At 28.3% G+C, this 19,129-nt stretch carries 18 protein-coding genes; 16 read left to right on the forward strand and 2 right to left on the reverse strand.

The window, feature by feature from the left end:
- The first annotated feature begins 9 nt into the window (after positions 1-9).
- The 12 genes from fliP to LRB30_RS02510 are packed head-to-tail and all read left to right on the forward strand — an operon-like array spanning position 10 to position 11,868.
- Positions 10-774 carry a flagellar type III secretion system pore protein FliP gene (gene fliP, locus LRB30_RS02455; protein ID WP_231014255.1) on the forward strand — a complete coding sequence of 255 codons (765 nt, stop codon included), beginning with the start codon at positions 10-12 and terminating at the stop codon, positions 772-774.
- A gap of 10 nt (positions 775-784) precedes the next feature.
- Positions 785-1,048, forward strand: a complete 264-nt coding sequence (gene fliQ, locus LRB30_RS02460; RefSeq protein ID WP_002556873.1) for a flagellar biosynthesis protein FliQ — start codon at positions 785-787, stop codon at positions 1,046-1,048.
- Between the two features lie 32 nt (positions 1,049-1,080).
- Positions 1,081-1,869, forward strand: coding sequence for a flagellar biosynthetic protein FliR (fliR, locus tag LRB30_RS02465; protein ID WP_231014256.1), 789 nt, complete (start codon positions 1,081-1,083; stop codon positions 1,867-1,869).
- On the forward strand, positions 1,869-2,987 hold the full coding sequence (flhB, locus tag LRB30_RS02470) for a flagellar biosynthesis protein FlhB (RefSeq protein WP_231018826.1): 1,119 nt from the start codon (positions 1,869-1,871) through the stop codon (positions 2,985-2,987). The genes fliR and flhB overlap by 1 nt, the downstream gene beginning before the upstream one ends.
- An 8-nt stretch (positions 2,988-2,995) precedes the next feature.
- The gene (flhA, locus tag LRB30_RS02475) at positions 2,996-5,089 is read left to right on the forward strand and encodes a flagellar biosynthesis protein FlhA (RefSeq protein ID WP_231014258.1); all 2,094 of its coding nucleotides are present in this window, start codon (positions 2,996-2,998) and stop codon (positions 5,087-5,089) included.
- Between the two features lie 3 nt (positions 5,090-5,092).
- Complete coding sequence (gene flhF, locus LRB30_RS02480) at positions 5,093-6,259, forward strand: flagellar biosynthesis protein FlhF (RefSeq protein WP_231014259.1); 1,167 nt, start codon at positions 5,093-5,095, stop codon at positions 6,257-6,259.
- Positions 6,260-6,270: 11 nt separating this feature from the next.
- The gene (locus LRB30_RS02485) at positions 6,271-7,158 is read left to right on the forward strand and encodes a MinD/ParA family protein (RefSeq protein ID WP_231014260.1); all 888 of its coding nucleotides are present in this window, start codon (positions 6,271-6,273) and stop codon (positions 7,156-7,158) included.
- A 6-nt stretch (positions 7,159-7,164) separates the two neighbouring features.
- Positions 7,165-7,644 carry a hypothetical protein gene (locus LRB30_RS02490; protein WP_231014261.1) on the forward strand — a complete coding sequence of 160 codons (480 nt, stop codon included), beginning with the start codon at positions 7,165-7,167 and terminating at the stop codon, positions 7,642-7,644.
- A gap of 2 nt (positions 7,645-7,646) precedes the next feature.
- The gene (locus tag LRB30_RS02495; RefSeq protein ID WP_231014262.1) at positions 7,647-9,551 is read left to right on the forward strand and encodes a FapA family protein; all 1,905 of its coding nucleotides are present in this window, start codon (positions 7,647-7,649) and stop codon (positions 9,549-9,551) included.
- Positions 9,552-9,577: 26 nt separating this feature from the next.
- Positions 9,578-9,880, forward strand: coding sequence for a hypothetical protein (locus LRB30_RS02500; RefSeq protein WP_231018827.1), 303 nt, complete (start codon positions 9,578-9,580; stop codon positions 9,878-9,880).
- Positions 9,881-9,899: 19 nt separating this feature from the next.
- Positions 9,900-10,421, forward strand: a complete 522-nt coding sequence (locus tag LRB30_RS02505; RefSeq protein WP_231018829.1) for a DUF6115 domain-containing protein — start codon at positions 9,900-9,902, stop codon at positions 10,419-10,421.
- On the forward strand, positions 10,399-11,868 hold the full coding sequence (locus LRB30_RS02510; RefSeq protein WP_231014617.1) for an Hsp70 family protein: 1,470 nt from the start codon (positions 10,399-10,401) through the stop codon (positions 11,866-11,868). The genes LRB30_RS02505 and LRB30_RS02510 overlap by 23 nt, the downstream gene beginning before the upstream one ends.
- A gap of 26 nt (positions 11,869-11,894) precedes the next feature.
- Here LRB30_RS02510 and lepB read toward each other — a convergent pair whose 3' ends face one another.
- Positions 11,895-12,401 (reverse strand): signal peptidase I, encoded by a 507-nt coding sequence (gene lepB, locus LRB30_RS02515; RefSeq protein ID WP_231014618.1) that lies wholly within the window; start codon positions 12,399-12,401, stop codon positions 11,895-11,897.
- A gap of 62 nt (positions 12,402-12,463) precedes the next feature.
- Between lepB and LRB30_RS02520 the strand changes: the two genes are divergently transcribed.
- Positions 12,464-13,717 (forward strand): M23 family metallopeptidase, encoded by a 1,254-nt coding sequence (locus tag LRB30_RS02520; RefSeq protein ID WP_231018832.1) that lies wholly within the window; start codon positions 12,464-12,466, stop codon positions 13,715-13,717.
- A 5-nt stretch (positions 13,718-13,722) separates the two neighbouring features.
- On the opposite strand, the gene LRB30_RS02525 is transcribed toward LRB30_RS02520, so the two are convergent.
- The gene (locus LRB30_RS02525; RefSeq protein WP_231014620.1) at positions 13,723-15,105 is read right to left on the reverse strand and encodes a tetratricopeptide repeat protein; all 1,383 of its coding nucleotides are present in this window, start codon (positions 15,103-15,105) and stop codon (positions 13,723-13,725) included.
- A 206-nt stretch (positions 15,106-15,311) separates the two neighbouring features.
- Between LRB30_RS02525 and LRB30_RS02530 the strand changes: the two genes are divergently transcribed.
- The 3 genes from LRB30_RS02530 to uppP form a co-directional block, all read left to right on the forward strand.
- Positions 15,312-16,334: a hypothetical protein gene (locus LRB30_RS02530; RefSeq protein WP_231018835.1), complete on the forward strand. Its 1,023-nt coding sequence runs from the start codon at positions 15,312-15,314 to the stop codon at positions 16,332-16,334.
- Positions 16,327-18,480: a flagellar assembly lytic transglycosylase gene (locus tag LRB30_RS02535; protein ID WP_231018849.1), complete on the forward strand. Its 2,154-nt coding sequence runs from the start codon at positions 16,327-16,329 to the stop codon at positions 18,478-18,480. The genes LRB30_RS02530 and LRB30_RS02535 overlap by 8 nt, the downstream gene beginning before the upstream one ends.
- A gap of 14 nt (positions 18,481-18,494) precedes the next feature.
- A partial coding sequence (gene uppP / locus LRB30_RS02540; RefSeq protein ID WP_231018837.1) for an undecaprenyl-diphosphatase UppP occupies positions 18,495-19,129 on the forward strand: 635 nt, incomplete at its 3' end.

Consider the following 19,129-nt stretch of genomic DNA (forward strand, 5'->3'; position numbering starts at 1 on the left):
GGGTTTATTTTGAGAAAGTGTTTTATTTTTTTTTTATTTTTTAATGTAACAAGTTTATCTTTTGCTCAAACAAAGTCTTTTCAGACCACTAATGGTCTTAATTTTCCGTTTTTAAATTTTGACAATATTGGCGGTTCAGAGATAGCTTTTTCTTTGCAGCTTTTGATTCTATTAACCATTATTACTCTTTCTCCAGCGTTTTTAGTGTTAATGACTTCGTTTTTGCGAATATCTATAGTTTTAGATTTTATTAGACGTGCTTTATCTCTTCAACAATCTCCTCCTACTCAGATAGTAATGGGATTGGCTTTATTTTTAACCATTTTTACTATGTGGCCAACTTTTAATTCTATATATAAACAAGCTTATTTGCCCCTTAAAGAGTCAAAAATAAATTTTGATGAATTTTACAATAAAGGAATTGCTCCTCTTAGAATTTTTATGTATAAGCAGATGTCTGATGGGCGTCATGAAGAGATTAGGTTATTTATGAGTATGAGTAATTATGATCGACCAAAAAATTTTAGTGAAGTACCAACGCATGTGTTAATTGCAGCTTTTATTTTGCATGAACTTAAAGTGGCTTTCAAGATGGGAATTTTAATATTTTTGCCTTTTATAGTTTTAGATATTATTGTTGCTTCTGTTTTAATGGCTATGGGTATGATAATGTTGCCTCCTGTAATGATATCTTTACCTTTTAAGCTTATTCTTTTTGTAATGGTAGATGGCTGGACTTTAATTACTAGCGGTCTTATTAAAAGTTTTATGTAAGGTTATATATATGACTGCAGGACACATTCTTTATTTAATTAGAATTTCTATTGAAAACATTATTATTTTATCAGCTCCAATGTTAATTATAGCTCTTATAGTTGGTCTTTTGATTTCAATTTTTCAAGCTATTACTTCAATTCAAGATCAAACTTTAAGTTTTATTCCAAAGATTATTGTTATACTTTTAACCATTGTTATTTTTGGTCCTTGGATTTTGAATAAGCTTATGCAGTTTACTTATATGATTTTCAGTCAATTGCAAAATGTTTAATTTATGACTAATTGTATTATTGGGATGAAATTTTGAATTTAAGTTTTTTGGTTTTAAAATCTTTTACAATTTTACCTGTGTTGATTAGAATTTTTATGTTTTTAAAATTTTCTCCGTTTTTTTCAACAATAAAAATTGGATATTTTAATTTTTTCTTTTCTTTGATTCTCTCTATAATTGTTGTTGAAAAGATTAAAATTATTTATCCTTTAGAAAATATGCTTTCTTTTGCGTTAATTTTATTAGGAGAAGCTATTTTAGGCCTTATTCAGGCATTTTTTGTTAATATAATTTTTAATGTTTTTCATTTAGTTGGATTTTTCTTTTCTAATCAAATTGGACTTGCTTATGCAAATATTTTTGATGTTTTTTCAGAAGAAGATAGCATGATTATTTCACAAATTTTTGCTTATTTGTTTTTGCTTTTGTTTTTATCAAGTGATTTTTTACTTCGGTTTTTTGTGGTTGGTATACACGATTCTGTTTTAAACATTAGAGTTGAACATTTAGTCAATATGAGAAATTTAGAATTTGTCAAGCTTTTGCTTATGTCTTTTGGATTTCTTTTTGAAAAAGCTTTATTAATTTCGTTTCCAATATTGTCTTTGCTTTTACTTTTTTATCTGGTATTGGGAATACTTTCAAAGTCATCGCCTCAGATTAATTTATTAATAATTAGTTTTTCAACTTCGCTATTTTTAGGGTTGTTAATTTTGTATATTGGATTTCCAAGTTTAGCAATATCTTCAAAAAGAGTGATTGAACTTGCATTAGATTCTCTTGTTAGTTTTATAAAATTGTTTTTTAGAGTTTTAAAATAATGATAAAAGATGAATTTTTGATTAAAAGTTGGTATATTCCCCTTGATTTTTTTTCTGCAGATGACGAGGGAAGAACCGAATTACCTACTGACCAGAAAAAGCAAAAAGCAAGAGAAGAAGGACGGGTATTAAAGTCTGCTGAAATTAATACTGCTGTCAGTCTTTTATTGTTATTTGCATTGTTTTTTTTCATGCTTTCTTATTTTGCTTTAGATTTAATAGATGTTTTTAAAGAACAGGCTATCAAGCTTCCTGAAGTTATGCGTATTAGTATTTATGCTATGGGTTTTGCATATATTAGATCTATTATGGGATATGTCGTTTTGTTTTTTTTTGCATCCTTAGCTGTTAATTTTTTTGTTAATATTATTCAAGTAGGCTTTATTATTACTTTTAAATCTTTGGAGCCAAGGTGGGATAGAATTAGTTTTAATTTTTCCAGATGGGCAAAAAATTCTTTTTTTTCAGCAGGGGCTTTTTTCAATTTGTTTAAAAGTTTGTTAAAAGTTGTTATAATATGCTTGATATATTATTTTATTATAGAAAACAATATAGGCAAAATTTCTAAACTTTCGGAGTATACACTTCAGTCTGGAATTTCTATTGTGTTAGTGCTTGCCTATAAGATATGTTTTTTCTCAGTAATGTTTTTGGCAATTGTAGGGGTGTTTGATTATTTGTTTCAAAGATCTCAGTACATTGAGAGTTTAAAAATGACAAAAGAAGAGGTAAAGCAGGAAAGAAAGGAAATGGAAGGTGATCCTTTACTTCGATCTAGAATAAAAGAGAGAATGAGGGTTATTTTAAGTACCAATTTAAGAGTAGCTATTCCTCAAGCAGATGTAGTAATTACAAATCCAGAACATTTTGCAGTTGCTATTAAGTGGGATAGCGAAACAATGTTAGCTCCAAGGGTGCTTGCAAAAGGTCAAGATGAAATAGCTCTCACAATTAAAAAGATTGCAAGAGAAAATAATGTTCCTTTAATGGAAAATAAGCTGCTTGCAAGGGCTCTTTATGCTAATGTTAAGGTTAACGAAGAGATCCCAAGAGAATATTGGGAGATTGTTTCAAAAATTCTTGTGAGAGTATATTCTATTACTAAAAAGTTTAATTAGAGGTTCTATTGTTGGATGCTAGAAAAAATTCTATATTAAGGTATTTGGGACTTAATAATAAGTCTGATTTAATAATTTCGGTCGGCTTGATATTTGTTGTTGCTGGATTTATTTTGCCCCTTCCTGCAGTTATTTTGGATGTTTTGATTACTGTTAATTTAGTAATAAGTCTTTTAATTATTTTAATTGTTCTTTATTCTAAGAGATCTCTGGACTTCTCTGTTTTTCCCACATTACTTCTTGTGATGACTATTTTTGGACTCGTTCTTAATATTTCTTCTACTAGATTGATTTTAACCAAAGGTATAAATTTTGATGGACAAATGATAAGAACATTTGGAACATTTGTTGTGGGTAGTTCTGGAATTCAAGGACTTGTTATTGGATTTATAATATTTATAATAATTATTGCTGTTCAATTTATTGTAATTACCAAGGGAGCAACAAGGGTAGCTGAAGTTGCAGCTCGGTTTGCTCTTGATGCACTTCCTGGCAAGCAAATGGCCATTGATTCTGCCTACAGTTCTGGAAATTTAACAGAAGAAGAGGCTACAAAGCAAAAAAACGATTTACAATCAGAAGTAAATTTTTATGGTGCAATGGATGGAGCTTCTAAATTTGTATCAGGAAACGTTAAGGTTGGATTTTTAATAACCCTTATAAATATTCTTGGTGGTTTGTTAGTTGGAATAACTTTGCAGGGTCTTAACTTTAACCAAGCCCTTAATAATTATGTTTCCTTGACAGTTGGTGATGGTCTTGTGTCTCAATTGCCATCTCTTTTAATTTCAACGGCTACAGGCTTGATTGTTACTAGGTCGATTTCAAAAAATAGTTTTGGTGGCGAGATTTTTGAGCAATTCACAAATCATTTGGGAATTTATTGGATTGTTTCTGGATTTTTATTTTTTTTAGCTTTTCTTCCTGGATTTCCGACCCTAATTCTTATGTTTTTAAGTTTGTCAATTGCATTTTTAGCTTATTCTCTTTCAGGAATAAAACAAAAAGAAGAAATAGAAAAAAAAATGAAACTTGAAGAAGAGCAAGCGTCAATTTATTCGGACAAAGATGTTTCCCCTGTTGTTCCGCTTGATCCATTAGCTCTTGAAATTGGATATAATCTTGTTCCAATAGTTGATGATACAAAAACCTCCGAACTGCTTGATCGTATTGTTAAGATAAGGCGTGAGATTGCATTTGAATTTGGAATAGTTGTGCCCAAGATTAGAATAGTTGATAATATGCGACTTGAACCCAATGCTTATTCTTTTAAACTAAGAGGAGTTGAAGTTGGGCGAGGTGAGATTAAGCTTGGTAAATTTTTGGTGATAAATGTTGGAATTGATTCTGGAATAGATGGAGATCTTGTTCAAGATCCTTCGTTTGGACTTCCTTCTCTTTGGGTAAATGATGATGGTCGAGAAACTGCTGAAAAATTGGGATATACTGTTGTAGACCCTCCTTCGATTATTGCTACTCATATGACAGAACTTATTAAAAGACATTCTTACGAAATTTTGACTCGTCAAGATGTTCAAAATACTCTTGATGCTTTTAAAAAAGATTATGGAGCTATTGTTGAAGAGGTCCATAAGAATTTTTCAGTTGGAGAGATTCAAAGGGTTTTACAAGGGCTTTTGAAGGAGCAGGTTTCAATTCGAAATTTGGTTACAATTTTTGAAACAATTGCAGATTTTACAAGTATTACTAAGGATATATTTTTTTTGATTGAAAAATGCAGGCAATCAGTTGGAAGGCAAATAACTAGTGGGTATTTAGATTTAAATTCTGAGCTTAATGTAATAACTTTAAATCCCGGTTTTGAGCAAATAATAATTGATTCTCGTGTAGAATCCAATCACGATCTTATAAGTTCAATCGATCCTAATTTAAAAACCAAATTTATTTATGAACTTTTCAAAATTGTAAACGAAGTTCAAGCAGAAGGGTTTTATCCAGTTGTTCTCTCAAGCGAATCGTCAAGGCCCATAATAAAAGTGATAACAAGTAGAGAGATTCCAGATCTTGTTGTGATGTCTGTTTTAGAGGTTCCCCAAAATATTAAAGTTAATGTTCTTAAAACAGTAGAGGTTGAAGAATAATATATGGTTCAATATTTTACAGAAAAAGGTCCAACTTATAATGAAGTCATAGAAATAATTAAGAAAAAATATGGTAAGAATGCTAGGGTTATGACTTATAAAACCGTTCCTCATGGAGGGATTTTGGGTTTATTTAGCAAAGATTGGGTTGAAGTTTCAGGCTATGTTAGATATGACATTGGTAATCAGCAGATTAATGTTGAAGATGAAAAGCGAAAGATTCTTCAAAGTATTAAAAGAGAAGAAAATTCTTCAATTGAAGATGTACTTAAAGAAGTTAAGTCTCTTAAAACAGAGCTTGCTAATAAAAAAGAAAATATCAATCATCCAACAATTACAAAAATTGAAGACATTTTAAGAGAAAATGATTTTTCTGAAAATTATATTAAAGACATTAATGAGTTTATTAAGAGAGAATTTAGCTTGTCAGATCTTGATGATTATGAGAGGGTTAGAGAGGATGTTGTTTTATATATTGCAAAGACAATTAAATGTTCAGGATCTATTATTGATGATCTTAAGAAAAGGGTTTTTATTTTAGTTGGCCCAACAGGTGTTGGAAAAACTACCACAATTGCAAAACTTGCAGCAATTTATGGTATTAATGGAGAATCTAAGAGTTTAAATATTAAAATTATTACTATTGATAATTATCGTATTGGAGCTAAAAAACAAATTCAAACTTATGGCGATATTATGGGGATTCCTGTTAGAGCAATTGAGTCTTTTAAAGATTTAAAAGATGAAATTACTGATTCAAAGGATTTCGATCTTATACTCGTTGATACAATTGGCAAAAGTCCTAAAGATTTCATGAAGCTTGCTGAGATGAAGGAACTTCTTAATGCTTGTGGAAGAGATGCCGAATTTCATTTGGCTGTCAGCTCTACCACAAAAACATCAGATGTCAAAGAAATATTTCACCAATTCTCTCCTTTTAATTATAAAACTGTGATTTTTACCAAAGTGGATGAAACCACTTGTGTTGGAAATTTGATAAGTTTGATTTATGAAATGAAAAAAGTAGTTTCTTATGTTACAGATGGGCAAATTGTTCCTCATAATATCAGTGTTGCAGAACCACTTACTTTTATTAGAAGAATAAATGGCTACAGAATAAGCGATGATTCAGAGTTTATTAAGAAGATAAAAAGTAAATCTTATTATTAAGGAAAGTTATAATGGAAGATCAAGCTCAAAGTTTAAGAGATATGATGAGATTAAATGGTAAATTAAATTTTTCGGTTGATGAGAAAGTTCAAAATAGTAAAACAAGATTTATTGCTGTTAGTAGTGGTAAAGGCGGTGTTGGTAAAAGCAATATTGCAATTGGACTTGCTCTTAAATATTCTGGGCTTGGCAAAAAGGTATTAATACTTGATGCTGATATTGGAATGGCTAATGTTAATATTTTGCTTGGAGTTATCCCCAAGTATAGTATATATCATATGATTGCTCAAAGTCGTGATATCAGAGAAGTAATAACAAAGACCGAATATAATATTGATCTTTTAGCCGGTGCTTCTGGTACAATGGAACTTTTAGATCTCTCTGATGTTGATGTTAATAAATTTATAAAAGAATTATTAAAAATATATGAATATGATATAGTTGTAATAGATACTAGTGCTGGAATTTCAAGGCAAGTTATTTCGTTTTTGCTTTCTAGTGACGATGTTGTTATTGTTACAACTCCAGAGCCTACTTCGATTACCGATGCTTATGGAATAATAAAGGTTTTGTCTTATAAGATGGAGAATTTAAAAAATTTAAGACTTATTGTTAATAGAGTAGCTAATGTTAGCGAGGCTAAGGGAGTTGCTAAAAAGGTTATAGATATTTCAGGGCAATTTTTAAATTTAAATATTGATTATTTGGGTCATATTTATGAGGATCAAAACATTAGAAGTTCTGTTTTTAAGCAAAAACCTTTTGTTTTGGTAAATCCAAATAGCAAAGCTAGCTATTGTCTTGATTCTATTGTTGCTACCCTTGAGGAGGTTTCTCTAGATAACATAAAAAGAAGAGGGGTTATAGGTTTTATATTAAGATTTTTTGGTGTGGAATAAGGCAATATGTTTTTAAGCAGGGAATTAAAGTATATTTTATTAGCCAGTGTGTCAGCACTGCTTATTTCAGCAGCTTTAGGCTTGCTTTGTGGTTTATCATTTTTTACAGTCTTAATGAGATCTTTGTTACAGTTTGTATTTTTTTTTATTATTGGGCTTTTAATTGAGTATATCTATAAGAAATATTTATCGAACCTTTTTTCAACAGAAATGTCTGGAGATATGGAAAATAAGCTTCAAAATGACAAGAAGAGTGATAAGGATTTTAAAGAGAATGTTGATTTTCAAAATAAAAATTCTTTTTATGATAATTCTCAAGGTAGCGGTGGTAGTGTTGATATTATGGAAGAGATTAAAAATTATAAGTTTGATACAGAGAACATGAGTGGGCGAAGTGACAAAAATAAAAAAATGTCATTTATTGAAGACAATGATCCAAAAGTTGTTGCAGATGCTATTAAAACTTTAATGAGCAAGAAGGAATAAATATGGATGACGGGGTTATAAATTTTTCTAAACTTTGTGATAAGATGCGATCTTATTTGGAAATAGAAAGTCATATTGATTTGATGGAAATAGAAGCAGATACCCTTGAAGAAGCCTTAAATGATGCTTCTTTGGAGCTTTCGGTACCTTATAAAGAATTAGACTATGAGATTTTGTTAAAGGGCAGTAATGGTATATTGGGATATGGGAAGAAAAAATGGAAAATAGTTGCCTATAGGAATTCTTCTAGCAAGCCTAAAGTGTCTCTTGATTCAAAAAATGATTCAGGAGGAGAAGAAATTATTTCATCAGATGGTGAATTTTTTATAAGGAAATCTTCAAAAGGTGTATTTTTAAAGGTTATCTCACCAAAAGGACAAGGAATTCCTATTAAGTATCAAGATGTTCTTTTTAAATTAGAATTACATAGCAATATTGAAAATTTCAATAAAGACATTGTGAAGGGTATAGTTGAGAATGCTAGTGGATATTATGAAAAAATTGCTGATTTTGAATCTGATCCTTCTGAAAATGTTACAATGATGGTTCAAATATCAGAAAATTCAATGTCAGTTACCATTGAATTTACCGCGCCCGGAATTAATGGAGCTGAAATTTTTGCCCAAGATATTTTCAATATCCTTAGAAAATATGGAGTAATAGATATTGCAATACTTAAGGATAAGGTAGCAAGATTTGTAGATTATCCTGTTTATGGCGAGCCTATTGAACTTGCAAGAGGGTTAGAGCCAGTAAAGGGCAATGATTCTTATATTGATTTTATTGTTGATGAAAATAATAGGCTTGGTGAGTATGAGGTTTCAAGCATGGGATTTAGAAATGTAGTTGAAGGCGAGGAGTTAGCCAGAATTATTCCTTTTGGCAAAGGTGTAGATGGTTATACCGTTTTTGGCAAAGTGTTAAAATCGGAAAGTGGTCAGGATATTAATTTTATTTTGGGTGAGAATACTTTTAGAGATGGTTATAAAATTCGAGCAAAATGTAATGGGTATATGTCTGTTTCAGATGGGGTAATATCTGTTCATAATATTTATTTAGTCAAGGGTGATGTTGGTCCTGCTACTGGGGATATAGTAAATAATGGCATGGTTCTTGTGCAAGGCAATGTTTTAGATGGATACAATATTATGGCTAAAAGTGGAATAGAAGTGAAAGGAGTGGTAGGTCGGTGCAATTTAAAAACGGATGGATCTATTATTTTTCATAGTGGTGTAAATGGTAAGGGCGATTCTAAAATTTATGCGCAGGGTAATGTTAGGGCTAAGTTTTTAGAAAATGTTACTTTAAATTGTGGGGGGGAAGTTGAAGTTTTAAGAGGTATTGTAAATTCTTCAGTTTATTCTAAAAAAAGAGTTCTTTGTATCGGTAAAAAATCAAAAATAGTTGGTTCTAATGTTTGTGCTAAAGAAGAGGTCAGGGCTTATTCTATAGGCTCTGATAGAAGTTGTGAAACTTGCATTGATGTTGGCTATGATCCTGAAATTAAAGATTTACTAACCAGGTTTACTAGTCATCTTGAAAAGATTGAAAAGCGATTAGAAGTTTTAACCAAAGATATTGTTGCTTTAAAAAAGAATATTGTGCTTATTGCAGATAAGTCAGAAAAATCTTTAAAGATTGATAGTTACAATGAATTTGTTAATGAGAGTAAAATTCTTAGAATGGAAATAAAAATGATAGAGGTTAAGCGAATTGATTTGCAAAATGAGCTTGAAAATACTAAGATAGAGGGTAAAGTCTCTGTTGAAAATATAGCTTGTTCGGGCGTTAAACTTTATATTAATAATGCTTTTTATGAACTTTCAAAAGATTATAGCAACGTCACTTTTATAGAGGATGATAATTATATTAAAGTTATGACCTATATTCCTTTTAATTCTAGGTGAATGATCTTTAATATAAGGATTTGTATATGGACACATTTGAAGTTTTTAAAATATCTGTTGTTGGATCTTTTAAAAACAGACAGTTTTTAAGTGAAAGCGAAAAGCGTAAAAGATTAAAAATTAATCAAAATGCTAGATTTAGATTTTTAAGAGATTGTCATACTGATTCTGAGGTTGGTAATGTATGTTCAGTTAATAAAGTTGAGGATAATTATTTGCTTTCGTTTCCAGTTGAAAAAAATAAGCGTGAAGAGAAGGTGATGCTTAGTTTATATTCTGATAAATTTGAAGATCCTAAAATTGGCGAAAATGTTAATATTAAGAGATAAAATGTTTTAAGGCTTTTATATGTTTATTGTTTTTTATCTTATTTTAATTATATTTATTTTTATATATTTTCATGTGTATATTAATTTGAAAATAAAATCTAATAGCATACTTAGAAAGTTCAAAAGTGAGGTAGATAAAACAATTATTGAAATTAATCAGGCTACGGATAGAAATATAAATATTATTGAAATAAAAATTGAAAGTTTAAATAGAATCATTAAAGAGGTTGACGAGAGAATTGAAATTCTTGATCAAAGGTTGTTGGGGTTTAATAACAGCTCTATTCCCGGGAATAGTCCTTCTAGTTTTGGATCTAAAAGTGATGGAATTTATAAAAGCAATTTGGATTATTCTATGCCTACTATTGAAAAAAATATAATAAAAGAAAGTTATAATGTTCGTAATCAGATTATTTTACTTCATGAACAAGGTATGTCTTTTGAAGCTATTGCTAAAAAGTTTAAGTTAGATTTAGGTGAGGTTGAGTTGATTATTTCAATACATAGGGGAGGTATTCATGAAAAAATGGATAGGTATTGATCTTGGAACCACAAATACTGTGGCCTCGTATTTTGATGTTAGTTCTAAAATAATATTAAATGAAAGAGGTGAGCGAATAACCCCCTCTATTGTTTCTTTCTCAAATAAGGACGTTCTTGTTGGAAGTGCCGCTAAAAATCAAATATTAGTTAATCCTCAAAAAACATTTTATGATTTTAAGACCAATATAGGTTCTGATAATTTTTATAAAGTAGATGGTGAATTTTATAAAGCAGAATATATTTCAGCACATTTGCTCTCTAGTATTAAAAGGAACGCTGAAAAATTTTTAGATGAAGAGATTGAAAATGCTGTAATAACGGTCCCTGCATATTTTTCTGAGATTCAAAGAAGATGTGTTGTTGAGGCCGCAAATTTTGCTGGTTTGAATTGTAAAGCCATACTTAATGAACCAACCGCAGCTGCTATTGCCTATGCCTTTGAAAGACAGATTGATGGAATTTTTCTTATTTATGATCTTGGAGGTGGAACTTTTGATGTAACTCTTATGGGAAAACAAGACGACACTTATACTGTTCTTTCGGTTAAAGGGCAAAGTCGACTTGGAGGCAATGACTTTAATAAAATCATTGAAAAACGTGTTTTAGATAGTTTTAAAAATGAATATCCTGATTTCAATCTAGAAGATATTTTTCTTCTAGAACAGTTAAGAGAACGAATTGAAGAGGGTAAAAAAAACTTATCTGTTATGGAAGAGGTCGACATTACTTTGCTTTTCCTTGATGGCAAGCATTTAAATTATAAGCTTAAAAGGGATGAATTTAATTCAATGATAAGTGAATATATTGACAAAACTATTCAGTTGTCTATGGAATGTATTGCTGATTCTGGGGTTGATATTAGTAGTGTTTCAAAAATCATACTTTCTGGTGGTTCAACAAGGATTCCTTTGATTGAAAAAGTTTTAAAGGAATCTTTTCCTTCGGTTTCAATTTTAGATGCTTTAAATCAAGATGAGGTTGTAGCTATTGGTGCAGGTATTCATGCTTTTAGTCTTTCTAGAAATGACCCTGTTATCAAGTTTAAGGATGTGACTCCCTATTCTCTTGGACTTGAGATAAAGGATAATAAATTTTTTACTTTAATAGAGAGAAATACCACTTTACCAATTTCTAGGAGCAAACTATTTACGACTACCAATGATTATCAAGATGAAATTGAGATTCACATACTTCAAGGTGAATATAAAAAAGCCTCTTTGAACTATTCTATAGGTAGATTTTCCTTTGGTAATATTCAAAAAGCTTTAAAAGGAATTCCCAGAATAGAGGTACTTTTTACCTTAAATGAAAGTGGTATTTTGAGTGTTAATGCTAAAGATTTAGAGACCAATTCTTCTAATTTTATTGAAATAAAAATTACAAGTTCATCTGACAATGTAGCAAAAGGAAGTCTTTCAAACACTTTTATAAGTATTATTGATTAAAAACTCAAAGCAGCAAAGATATTTTTTCAAAAGTAATAAATTATTTTTCCCAATATATTATCAATTTTTATGAATCCATAATTTCTTGAGTCTAATGAGATCTGTTTGTTTTCTCCTATAACTAAATAGTGGTCTTTGGGAATTTTTTTAGCATTTTTCTTTAAAATATTTTCATCTATTTTAAAGTTTAAATCATGTATGCATATTTTATTTTTTTCTATTTGTTTAAATTTTTCTCCTGGAATTGCAAAAATTTTTTTAATGGCAATTTTGTTTGTTATAGGATCTTTAATAAGTACCATTTCATTTTTTTTGGGGTTTTTCCATAATAAAAGGTATTTTTTACGATTTTTAAGCCTAAGTCCATATGCAAATTTGTGATTTACAATCCAATTTTTTTCAAATATTGTTGGGGTCATTGATTCGCCTTTTACTATGTAAAATGATAAGAATAACTTTATTAAGGTTATTAAAAATAAGCAAGCTGCTAAAATAGATGCTAGTTCATATTTGTGAGCTTTAAATATTCTCATAACTTTTTAAACTACGCTTTCATTCAAATGCAATTTTCTATTGTATAATGAAATGGCATGTTATGATTATACCAAAAAAAAAGCAAAGGGTAGAAAAACGTAAAAAAAATTTTTTATTCAATAGCAAAAAGAGTGTTAATTTTGAATTAAAAGATTTTGCAAATATTTCTAATATTGGCAAAAGAAGAAAAAAAGTTTTTAAGATTAAGAACTTTTTTAAAAAAAAAATTAATTTTTTTAAAAAAGTTTCTTTATTTTTCTATAAGCTTAAAATACAAAATATTAATCATTATGAATATAAATATTATTATAAGAGCTTGAGAGAGAAAGTTTTTGATATCTTTAGTGTAAAATTTGATTATAAATTTGGTTTTAAGCTTAATGCAATAATCTTTATTTTTATATTAACATTTTATATTAACATTTTTTCTTATTATGGTTCGTATGTTTTTTTAAATAGGCTTTCTTTGCCAAAAGATTATTTTATTGATACATTTTTATATTATAGCGATCAAGATATAGCTCAAATTAGTAGCTATTTGCCTGAATCTAATGTTTCTGCAAATGTTCCTGGATTTAAAAAAAATTTTGTATTAAAGGTGTTTGATCATAAAATTAAGCCTGGAGAAACGCTTTCACATGTTGCAGCTAGATATCAAATAACCAGTGAAACCCTGATTTCTTTTAATGAAATTAAAGATGTAAGAAATATTAAGCCAAATTCAATTATTAAGGTTCCTAATATGAAAGGAATTGTTTATGTTGTTAAAAAAAATGACTCTATTTCATCTATAGCTAGTGCTTACAATGTTCCTAAGGTTGATATTTTAGATTCTAATAATCTTGATAATGAAGTTTTATTCTTAGGGCAAAAGTTGTTTATTCCCGGAGGAAGATTGCCCAAAGATTTTTTAAAAGAGGTTTTAGGAGAAACTTTTATATATCCTGTGCGGGGTGTTATTACTTCAGGATATGGTTATCGACCAGATCCGTTTACAGGAGTTATTAGTTTTCACAACGGGATAGATATTGCAAATTCAGCTAATACTCCTATTAAAGCTTCAAGAGAGGGCATTGTTGTAACTGTGGGATTTAATGCGGGAGGGTATGGAAAATATATTGTTATTTCTCATAGCAACGGATTTCAAACTTTATATGCTCATTTAAATTCTTTTGCCGTTAAGGTTGGAAAAAAAGTTTCAAGAGGGGAGTTAATAGGTTATATGGGAAGCACTGGCTATAGTACGGGCAACCATCTGCATTTTACCATTTTTAAGAATGGCAAAACTGAAAATCCTATGAAATATTTAAGATAATGTTTTTATGTGTATTTAGATATGTTAATTTTTTTAAGTATTTGAGTTAGCTTTTTACCTTCTACTAGGTCAATAAGTCTTCCTTCAATCATTTGTTTGGCCTTTAAAGAGAATTTTGATGGAGCAATACATAGTCCTTTTATTTTATTTTCTTTTATTTTTGAAATGAAATCTTTTAAGAATAATTCACCAAAAGTATCTTGTTCAGTTCTTACAAAGCGCACTATTAAATTTTCTTCCCACTGATTGTTAGCTAAGTGAAAGTTTATATCAATAAATTGTGTTGTTATTTCGTTTATTTTAGAATCTCTTATTTGAAATTTATTTAAATATAGTTTTAATATAATTTCATTTGCTATTTTTCCAAAATTTTCTTTGGAACTGCGCAAATATATTCTTAGAGCTATGTTTTCGTTTAACCTTTTGCTAAATTCCAATTTTTCTTTAATCTTTTTGTAATTTGGATCAATCTCTTCAACTTTGGTAAAAGCTTCTGTAGCTTTTTGATAATTTTCAACAGAGATTTGAAGTTCTCCAAGATTATAAAATAATTCAAGAAAAGTTTTTTTAGGTAAGTCAGGTTTTATTTTTATTATTTCTTTAATATTTTGTTCTAATTTTTCTAATTCTTTATTTTTTGAATGAATCTCAGATGTAATTAATAAAGCCTCATAAATCATTCCGTCTTTTTGTTTTATTTTGTTGACAATCTCTAGTGCTAGATGGTCTTGGTTCATTTTCAACAAAGACTTAGCATATGCCAAAAGAGCTTCAATGTCTCCTTGTATGGTTTTTTTTATACTGTTAAATATTATAACAGCTTGTCTGTAGCTTTCTAGATAAAATAAAGTTATTCCCAGGTGTTTTAGGATATCTTTATTGTTTTTATTAAAATTGTGGACTTTTTTAAGATAGTATAGAGCTTCTTTATACATTTCGTTTTTTAAGAATGCTATACCAAGATAATAATTTGCATCTTCATCTGTTTTTTTTATCATAAAGGCTTTTCTTAAATATTCTAAGGCTTCTCTGTTAAAATTTCTTTTAAGATTATAAAATCCATAGCTTAAAAAAGCTTTAAATGTGTTTATTTCTTGGTTTATTGGGTTGTCTTCTATTAATTGGCATAATTTTTTTGCATATTTTATGCCATTTTCATGGTCTTTATTTTTATAGTAGTAATTATTTAAAATTTCAAGGGCACTTATTTCGTTTGGATTTGTTTTTAATAGAGAAATTGCTCTTTCGATTAATTTTCTTGTTCTCTCATCATCTTTTTTGATTTTCCCCATGGTTTTGCCTATTGTAAGTTTTAATGCTATTTTAAAAAATAAAAATACCAAAATAAAAACTGTTAATGAAGAGATTACTATAAATAGTGATAACACTTGTATTGCTCCTAAGTTAAAAATATCCCATTAATTTGCATCATCATAGTTACCTTTAATAAAAGTTATTTACTTAAAATAAAAGTAATTTGTAAGTTGAATATCACATTATTTATATTATATTATAGTTATAATAATAATGATAACTATAATTAGTGCATAAGTTAGGTTTCAATAAAATTAACAAAGCAAAGAGGTTATGATTTTTGAAAGGGTTTTTAGCGATAAAATTATCTAATAATGAGTATTATTCGGTTTTAAATTTAGATGATAGTTCTGTTAAGAGAATAATATTGGGCAAGGTTGCAGGCGATACCAGTATTAAGTTGAATTTTTATGTTAGTGAATATGAAGATTTTTCAGATCCTTTTTTAGTTGGTTCTTTTTTCTTGGATAATTTAAAAAAGGAAAGCTTGAGCGTTAATGTTTATTTTAAAGTTATGGATGAAATACTTTATGTTTATAGTGAATCTGATGGGATTCAAGATAAATCGAAATTTGATTTAAGTCTTGTAGATTTTAATCAAAAATTTAAAGGATTTAATAGGGATAACTCTTTAAATGATTTTAAAAGTGACATTATCAATGATTTGTCTGTTGAAAATTTAGGTTCTGAATTTGATTTGAATTTTGAAGAGAAAGATGATTTTGTTAAAAAAGATGTTTCTGATATAGTGCCTACTGTTAATTCTTTAGATCTAAAAACCGAAGAAGATCAAAAACTTGAGACAAATGATTCGAATTTTGAAAGTTTTGATGATAATGATGAGGATAGCTATGTTGATTCTAAAACGCTTAATTTAGAAAATAAAAAAGTTGAATATATTGATGAAAAGTCTTTAAATCTTAATAATTTTGATCTTCAAATTGATCTTCAAAAATTAGAAGAATCTTCTTTAGAAGATGAAGATCTGCATGATTTAAGTGTCGAAGACATTATTGCAGATATTGACAAAGATTTAGTAGATACCTCAGATGAAGATGTTGAACTAGATCTTAGAGAAGATTTTGAGAATGATATGGTAAAAAACAACTTTAAATTAAATTCAAGTGAGGGGATGGTTCATTCTCCTATGTTGTATTTGAGTCTAATTTCTCTTTTTCTTTTGATATTTTTTTCTTTGTTTTTAGTTTTTTCAAAAATTTTAAAACCTAGAGATTTTGTTTCATATTGCTTTGAATATGATAAAAATAGAATTGAGAGATATGAAAAAGATCGATATGTTTAATAGAAGTTCTTGTGTATTACAAAATTTTCTTTTTCTTTTTTTATTTTTCAGTTTAGTTTCTTGCTTTGCAAGAAAAGAAATCTCAGACAATAATTTTATTAAGGCACATTCAAAAGAGTTTGATTTAAATAATTTGAATTGGTTATGGAATTTTGATTATTCAAAAAAAAATTTTGATAAGCATTTTAATATAGATCCAAGTTCTTATATATATGTTGCTTATTTATTTAAGAAAATAGGATTTGAAGAGAAATTTGTAGAGTATATGAAAAAGGTCATAGCTAATGGGGATAGTATTGCATCTCAGTTTGCTGGAATTAAGCTTATTGAATATTTTAACTCAATAAAAGAGTATTTTGCATCTGAATTGATTGGAGAGAGACTTTATAAAAAATACGAAAATAATAAATTTATTATACTGGGATACTTTAAAAGTCTTTATTGGCAAAAGAAAAATGATAAGGCGCTTAGTCTTTTAAATAAGCTTGATAAGATGAAATTTTCTGATTATCAGGAAAATGAAAATATTTTATTAAAAGCAGCTCTTTATCTTAATCTTTCTAATGTAAGTGAATCAAAAATTTATTTTAATGAACTTTTTGAGAATTTGCCTGCAAATTCTTTGCATGTAAGAGCTTATGATTATTTTATTATTGAAAATAAGTCTAAGTACTTTGGTACAAATTTTTTAAATCTTGTTAGATTTAAGTATGAGGTGGCAAATGGTAATTTTAATAGTGCAATAAATATATTAAATAAAAATGGCTTAAATGATTATTATGACAATAATATTGTATTAAGTGATATTTATAAGGCTTTTATTAGTTCTGGCAAAATTTCAAATGCTTTAACATTTTTTAGCAAAATAAGGAGTAAATATAAAAATTATTATTTAGGTATTCTAAATCTTAGAGAAAAAAATGATTTAGGACTTCTTCTTCTAAAGGAATATCTTGAAGGTTTAAATCTTAATAATGAGATTAACAGGCTTGATTTGCTTAATACTGCTTTTAGCAATTTAATTTTTACCAAGAGTGCAAGGGATTATTTTGCTGAAAGTATAGCCAAGTTTTATACTGAGAGCGATAAAAAAAATTCTACGTTTATTAAGATTTTAGAAGAATATATTTTGGAATCAATTCAGCTTGAAGACTATAGCAATCTTTATAAGCTTTATTTTAGTGCTCAAAAAGTTATTTCTAATTCTATTTTGTCTAAACTTGCTTTTATTAATGCAAGGCTTATATATCATAAATTAATTAAACCTAATGTAAGCGGAGAATACAAGAGTCTTTTGAATTCTGCTGTTAATTATGATAAATGGTCTTATTCTTCATTTATGAGTAGGTACTTATTAGATCAAAATATTGATGAATTTTTTACAGGTGGTTCTGATATTAAGTATGAGCAATCTGATTATGAGATTTTTTTGGAGGGGTTTTTAAAATTTAATCTTTGTAATTATGTCAGAGGGTTTATTTTTGAAGATTTTAGGAATGGATATAAATTTTCACTTGATTTTTATCGAAAAGTATACGATGAACTTTTAAAGAGTGAAAATTATTACGATGCAACTCTTGTGATTAATTATCTTGTAAATCAAGATGAATCTGCTTTAACGGAAAATGATTATAAAAGGCTTTATCCTTATTTGTATGGATCTTTAGTAGAATATTGGGCTAAAAGGCGAGGACTTGAAACCAGCGTTGTATTTTCTTTAATAAAAGCAGAGAGCAGCTTTGAGAAAAATGCCGTCTCAAAACCCGGTGCTGTTGGCCTTATGCAGGTTATGCCATCAACAGCAAATGATATTTCTAAAGAACTTAAGTATTTTAATTATGATTTAAAAAGTCCAAAAGATAATATAATAATTGGAACATATTATTTGAAAAAAAGAATATCCACAACCGGCAGCCTTTATAAAGCTCTTGCATCTTACAATGGGGGTATTGGTAATGTTAGAAAGTGGGAAAAAAGTTATGAACATTTGCCAAAAGAGCTTTTTATTGAGGCAATTCCTTTCAGTCAGACTAGAAATTATATTAAAAAAATATTAGTTTATTCGGTATTTTATGATGCTTTGTATGAAAAGAAGGGAATAGATTCGGTAATAGTTAAAATTATGGGCGAATTTCCCAAAAATTAATATTGGAGCATTTAATGACAAATATTTTAAGTGCAATTATTTTGGGTATTATTCAAGGCATTACAGAGTTTTTACCAATATCTAGTTCGGGACATTTATTACTTTTTAGGCATTTTATAAATTTAAAACTCTCAATAATATTTGATATTTATTTGCATCTTGCAACAGTTTTAGTGATTATTATTTACTATCGTAAAAGGATTTTAGAGCTTTTTTTAACTTTTATTAGATTCTCTTTAAGAAAAACTATTAAATCCGATTTAATAAATTTAAAATTAATATTGCTAATACTAATAATAACCATTGTTACTGGAGTTGTTGGGACTTTTATTTCAAAATACGAGAGAATGTTTACATTACCTTTCGTTTTAATTAATTTTATTATAACAGGGATTTTAATCTTGATGCTGGAATTTAATTTTTTAAAAATTGATTTTAAAGGTAATATTTTGTTAGTAGGAATTTTTATAGGGCTTATGCAGGGCCTAGGTGCGCTTCCAGGAATCTCTCGTTCAGGAATTACAATTTTTTCAGCTTCGGTTATTGGATTTAATAGGAAAAATGCATTTGAAATTTCATTTTTATCTTTAATCCCTATAGTTTTTGGAGCAATTTTATTAAAACATAAAGAATTTTATGATATTTTTAT

The organism is Borreliella americana (assembly GCF_021043605.1).
Classification (GTDB): Bacteria; Spirochaetota; Spirochaetia; order Borreliales; family Borreliaceae; genus Borreliella; species Borreliella americana.

What these genes read in the sequence shown, in the direction of transcription:
- flhF (WP_231014259.1), top strand. Translation starts at nt 5,093, where the DNA reads ATGGTTCAATATTTTACAGAAAAAGGTCCAACTTATAATGAAGTCATA.
- LRB30_RS02505 (WP_231018829.1), top strand. Translation starts at nt 9,900, where the DNA reads ATGTTTATTGTTTTTTATCTTATTTTAATTATATTTATTTTTATATAT.
- lepB (WP_231014618.1), bottom strand. Translation starts at nt 12,401, where the DNA reads ATGAGAATATTTAAAGCTCACAAATATGAACTAGCATCTATTTTAGCA.
- LRB30_RS02500 (WP_231018827.1), top strand. Translation starts at nt 9,578, where the DNA reads ATGGACACATTTGAAGTTTTTAAAATATCTGTTGTTGGATCTTTTAAA.
- LRB30_RS02490 (WP_231014261.1), top strand. Translation starts at nt 7,165, where the DNA reads ATGTTTTTAAGCAGGGAATTAAAGTATATTTTATTAGCCAGTGTGTCA.
- LRB30_RS02485 (WP_231014260.1), top strand. Translation starts at nt 6,271, where the DNA reads ATGGAAGATCAAGCTCAAAGTTTAAGAGATATGATGAGATTAAATGGT.
- LRB30_RS02495 (WP_231014262.1), top strand. Translation starts at nt 7,647, where the DNA reads ATGGATGACGGGGTTATAAATTTTTCTAAACTTTGTGATAAGATGCGA.
- LRB30_RS02535 (WP_231018849.1), top strand. Translation starts at nt 16,327, where the DNA reads ATGTTTAATAGAAGTTCTTGTGTATTACAAAATTTTCTTTTTCTTTTT.
- LRB30_RS02510 (WP_231014617.1), top strand. Translation starts at nt 10,399, where the DNA reads ATGAAAAAATGGATAGGTATTGATCTTGGAACCACAAATACTGTGGCC.
- LRB30_RS02520 (WP_231018832.1), top strand. Translation starts at nt 12,464, where the DNA reads ATGATTATACCAAAAAAAAAGCAAAGGGTAGAAAAACGTAAAAAAAAT.
- fliQ (WP_002556873.1), top strand. Translation starts at nt 785, where the DNA reads ATGACTGCAGGACACATTCTTTATTTAATTAGAATTTCTATTGAAAAC.
- flhB (WP_231018826.1), top strand. Translation starts at nt 1,869, where the DNA reads ATGATAAAAGATGAATTTTTGATTAAAAGTTGGTATATTCCCCTTGAT.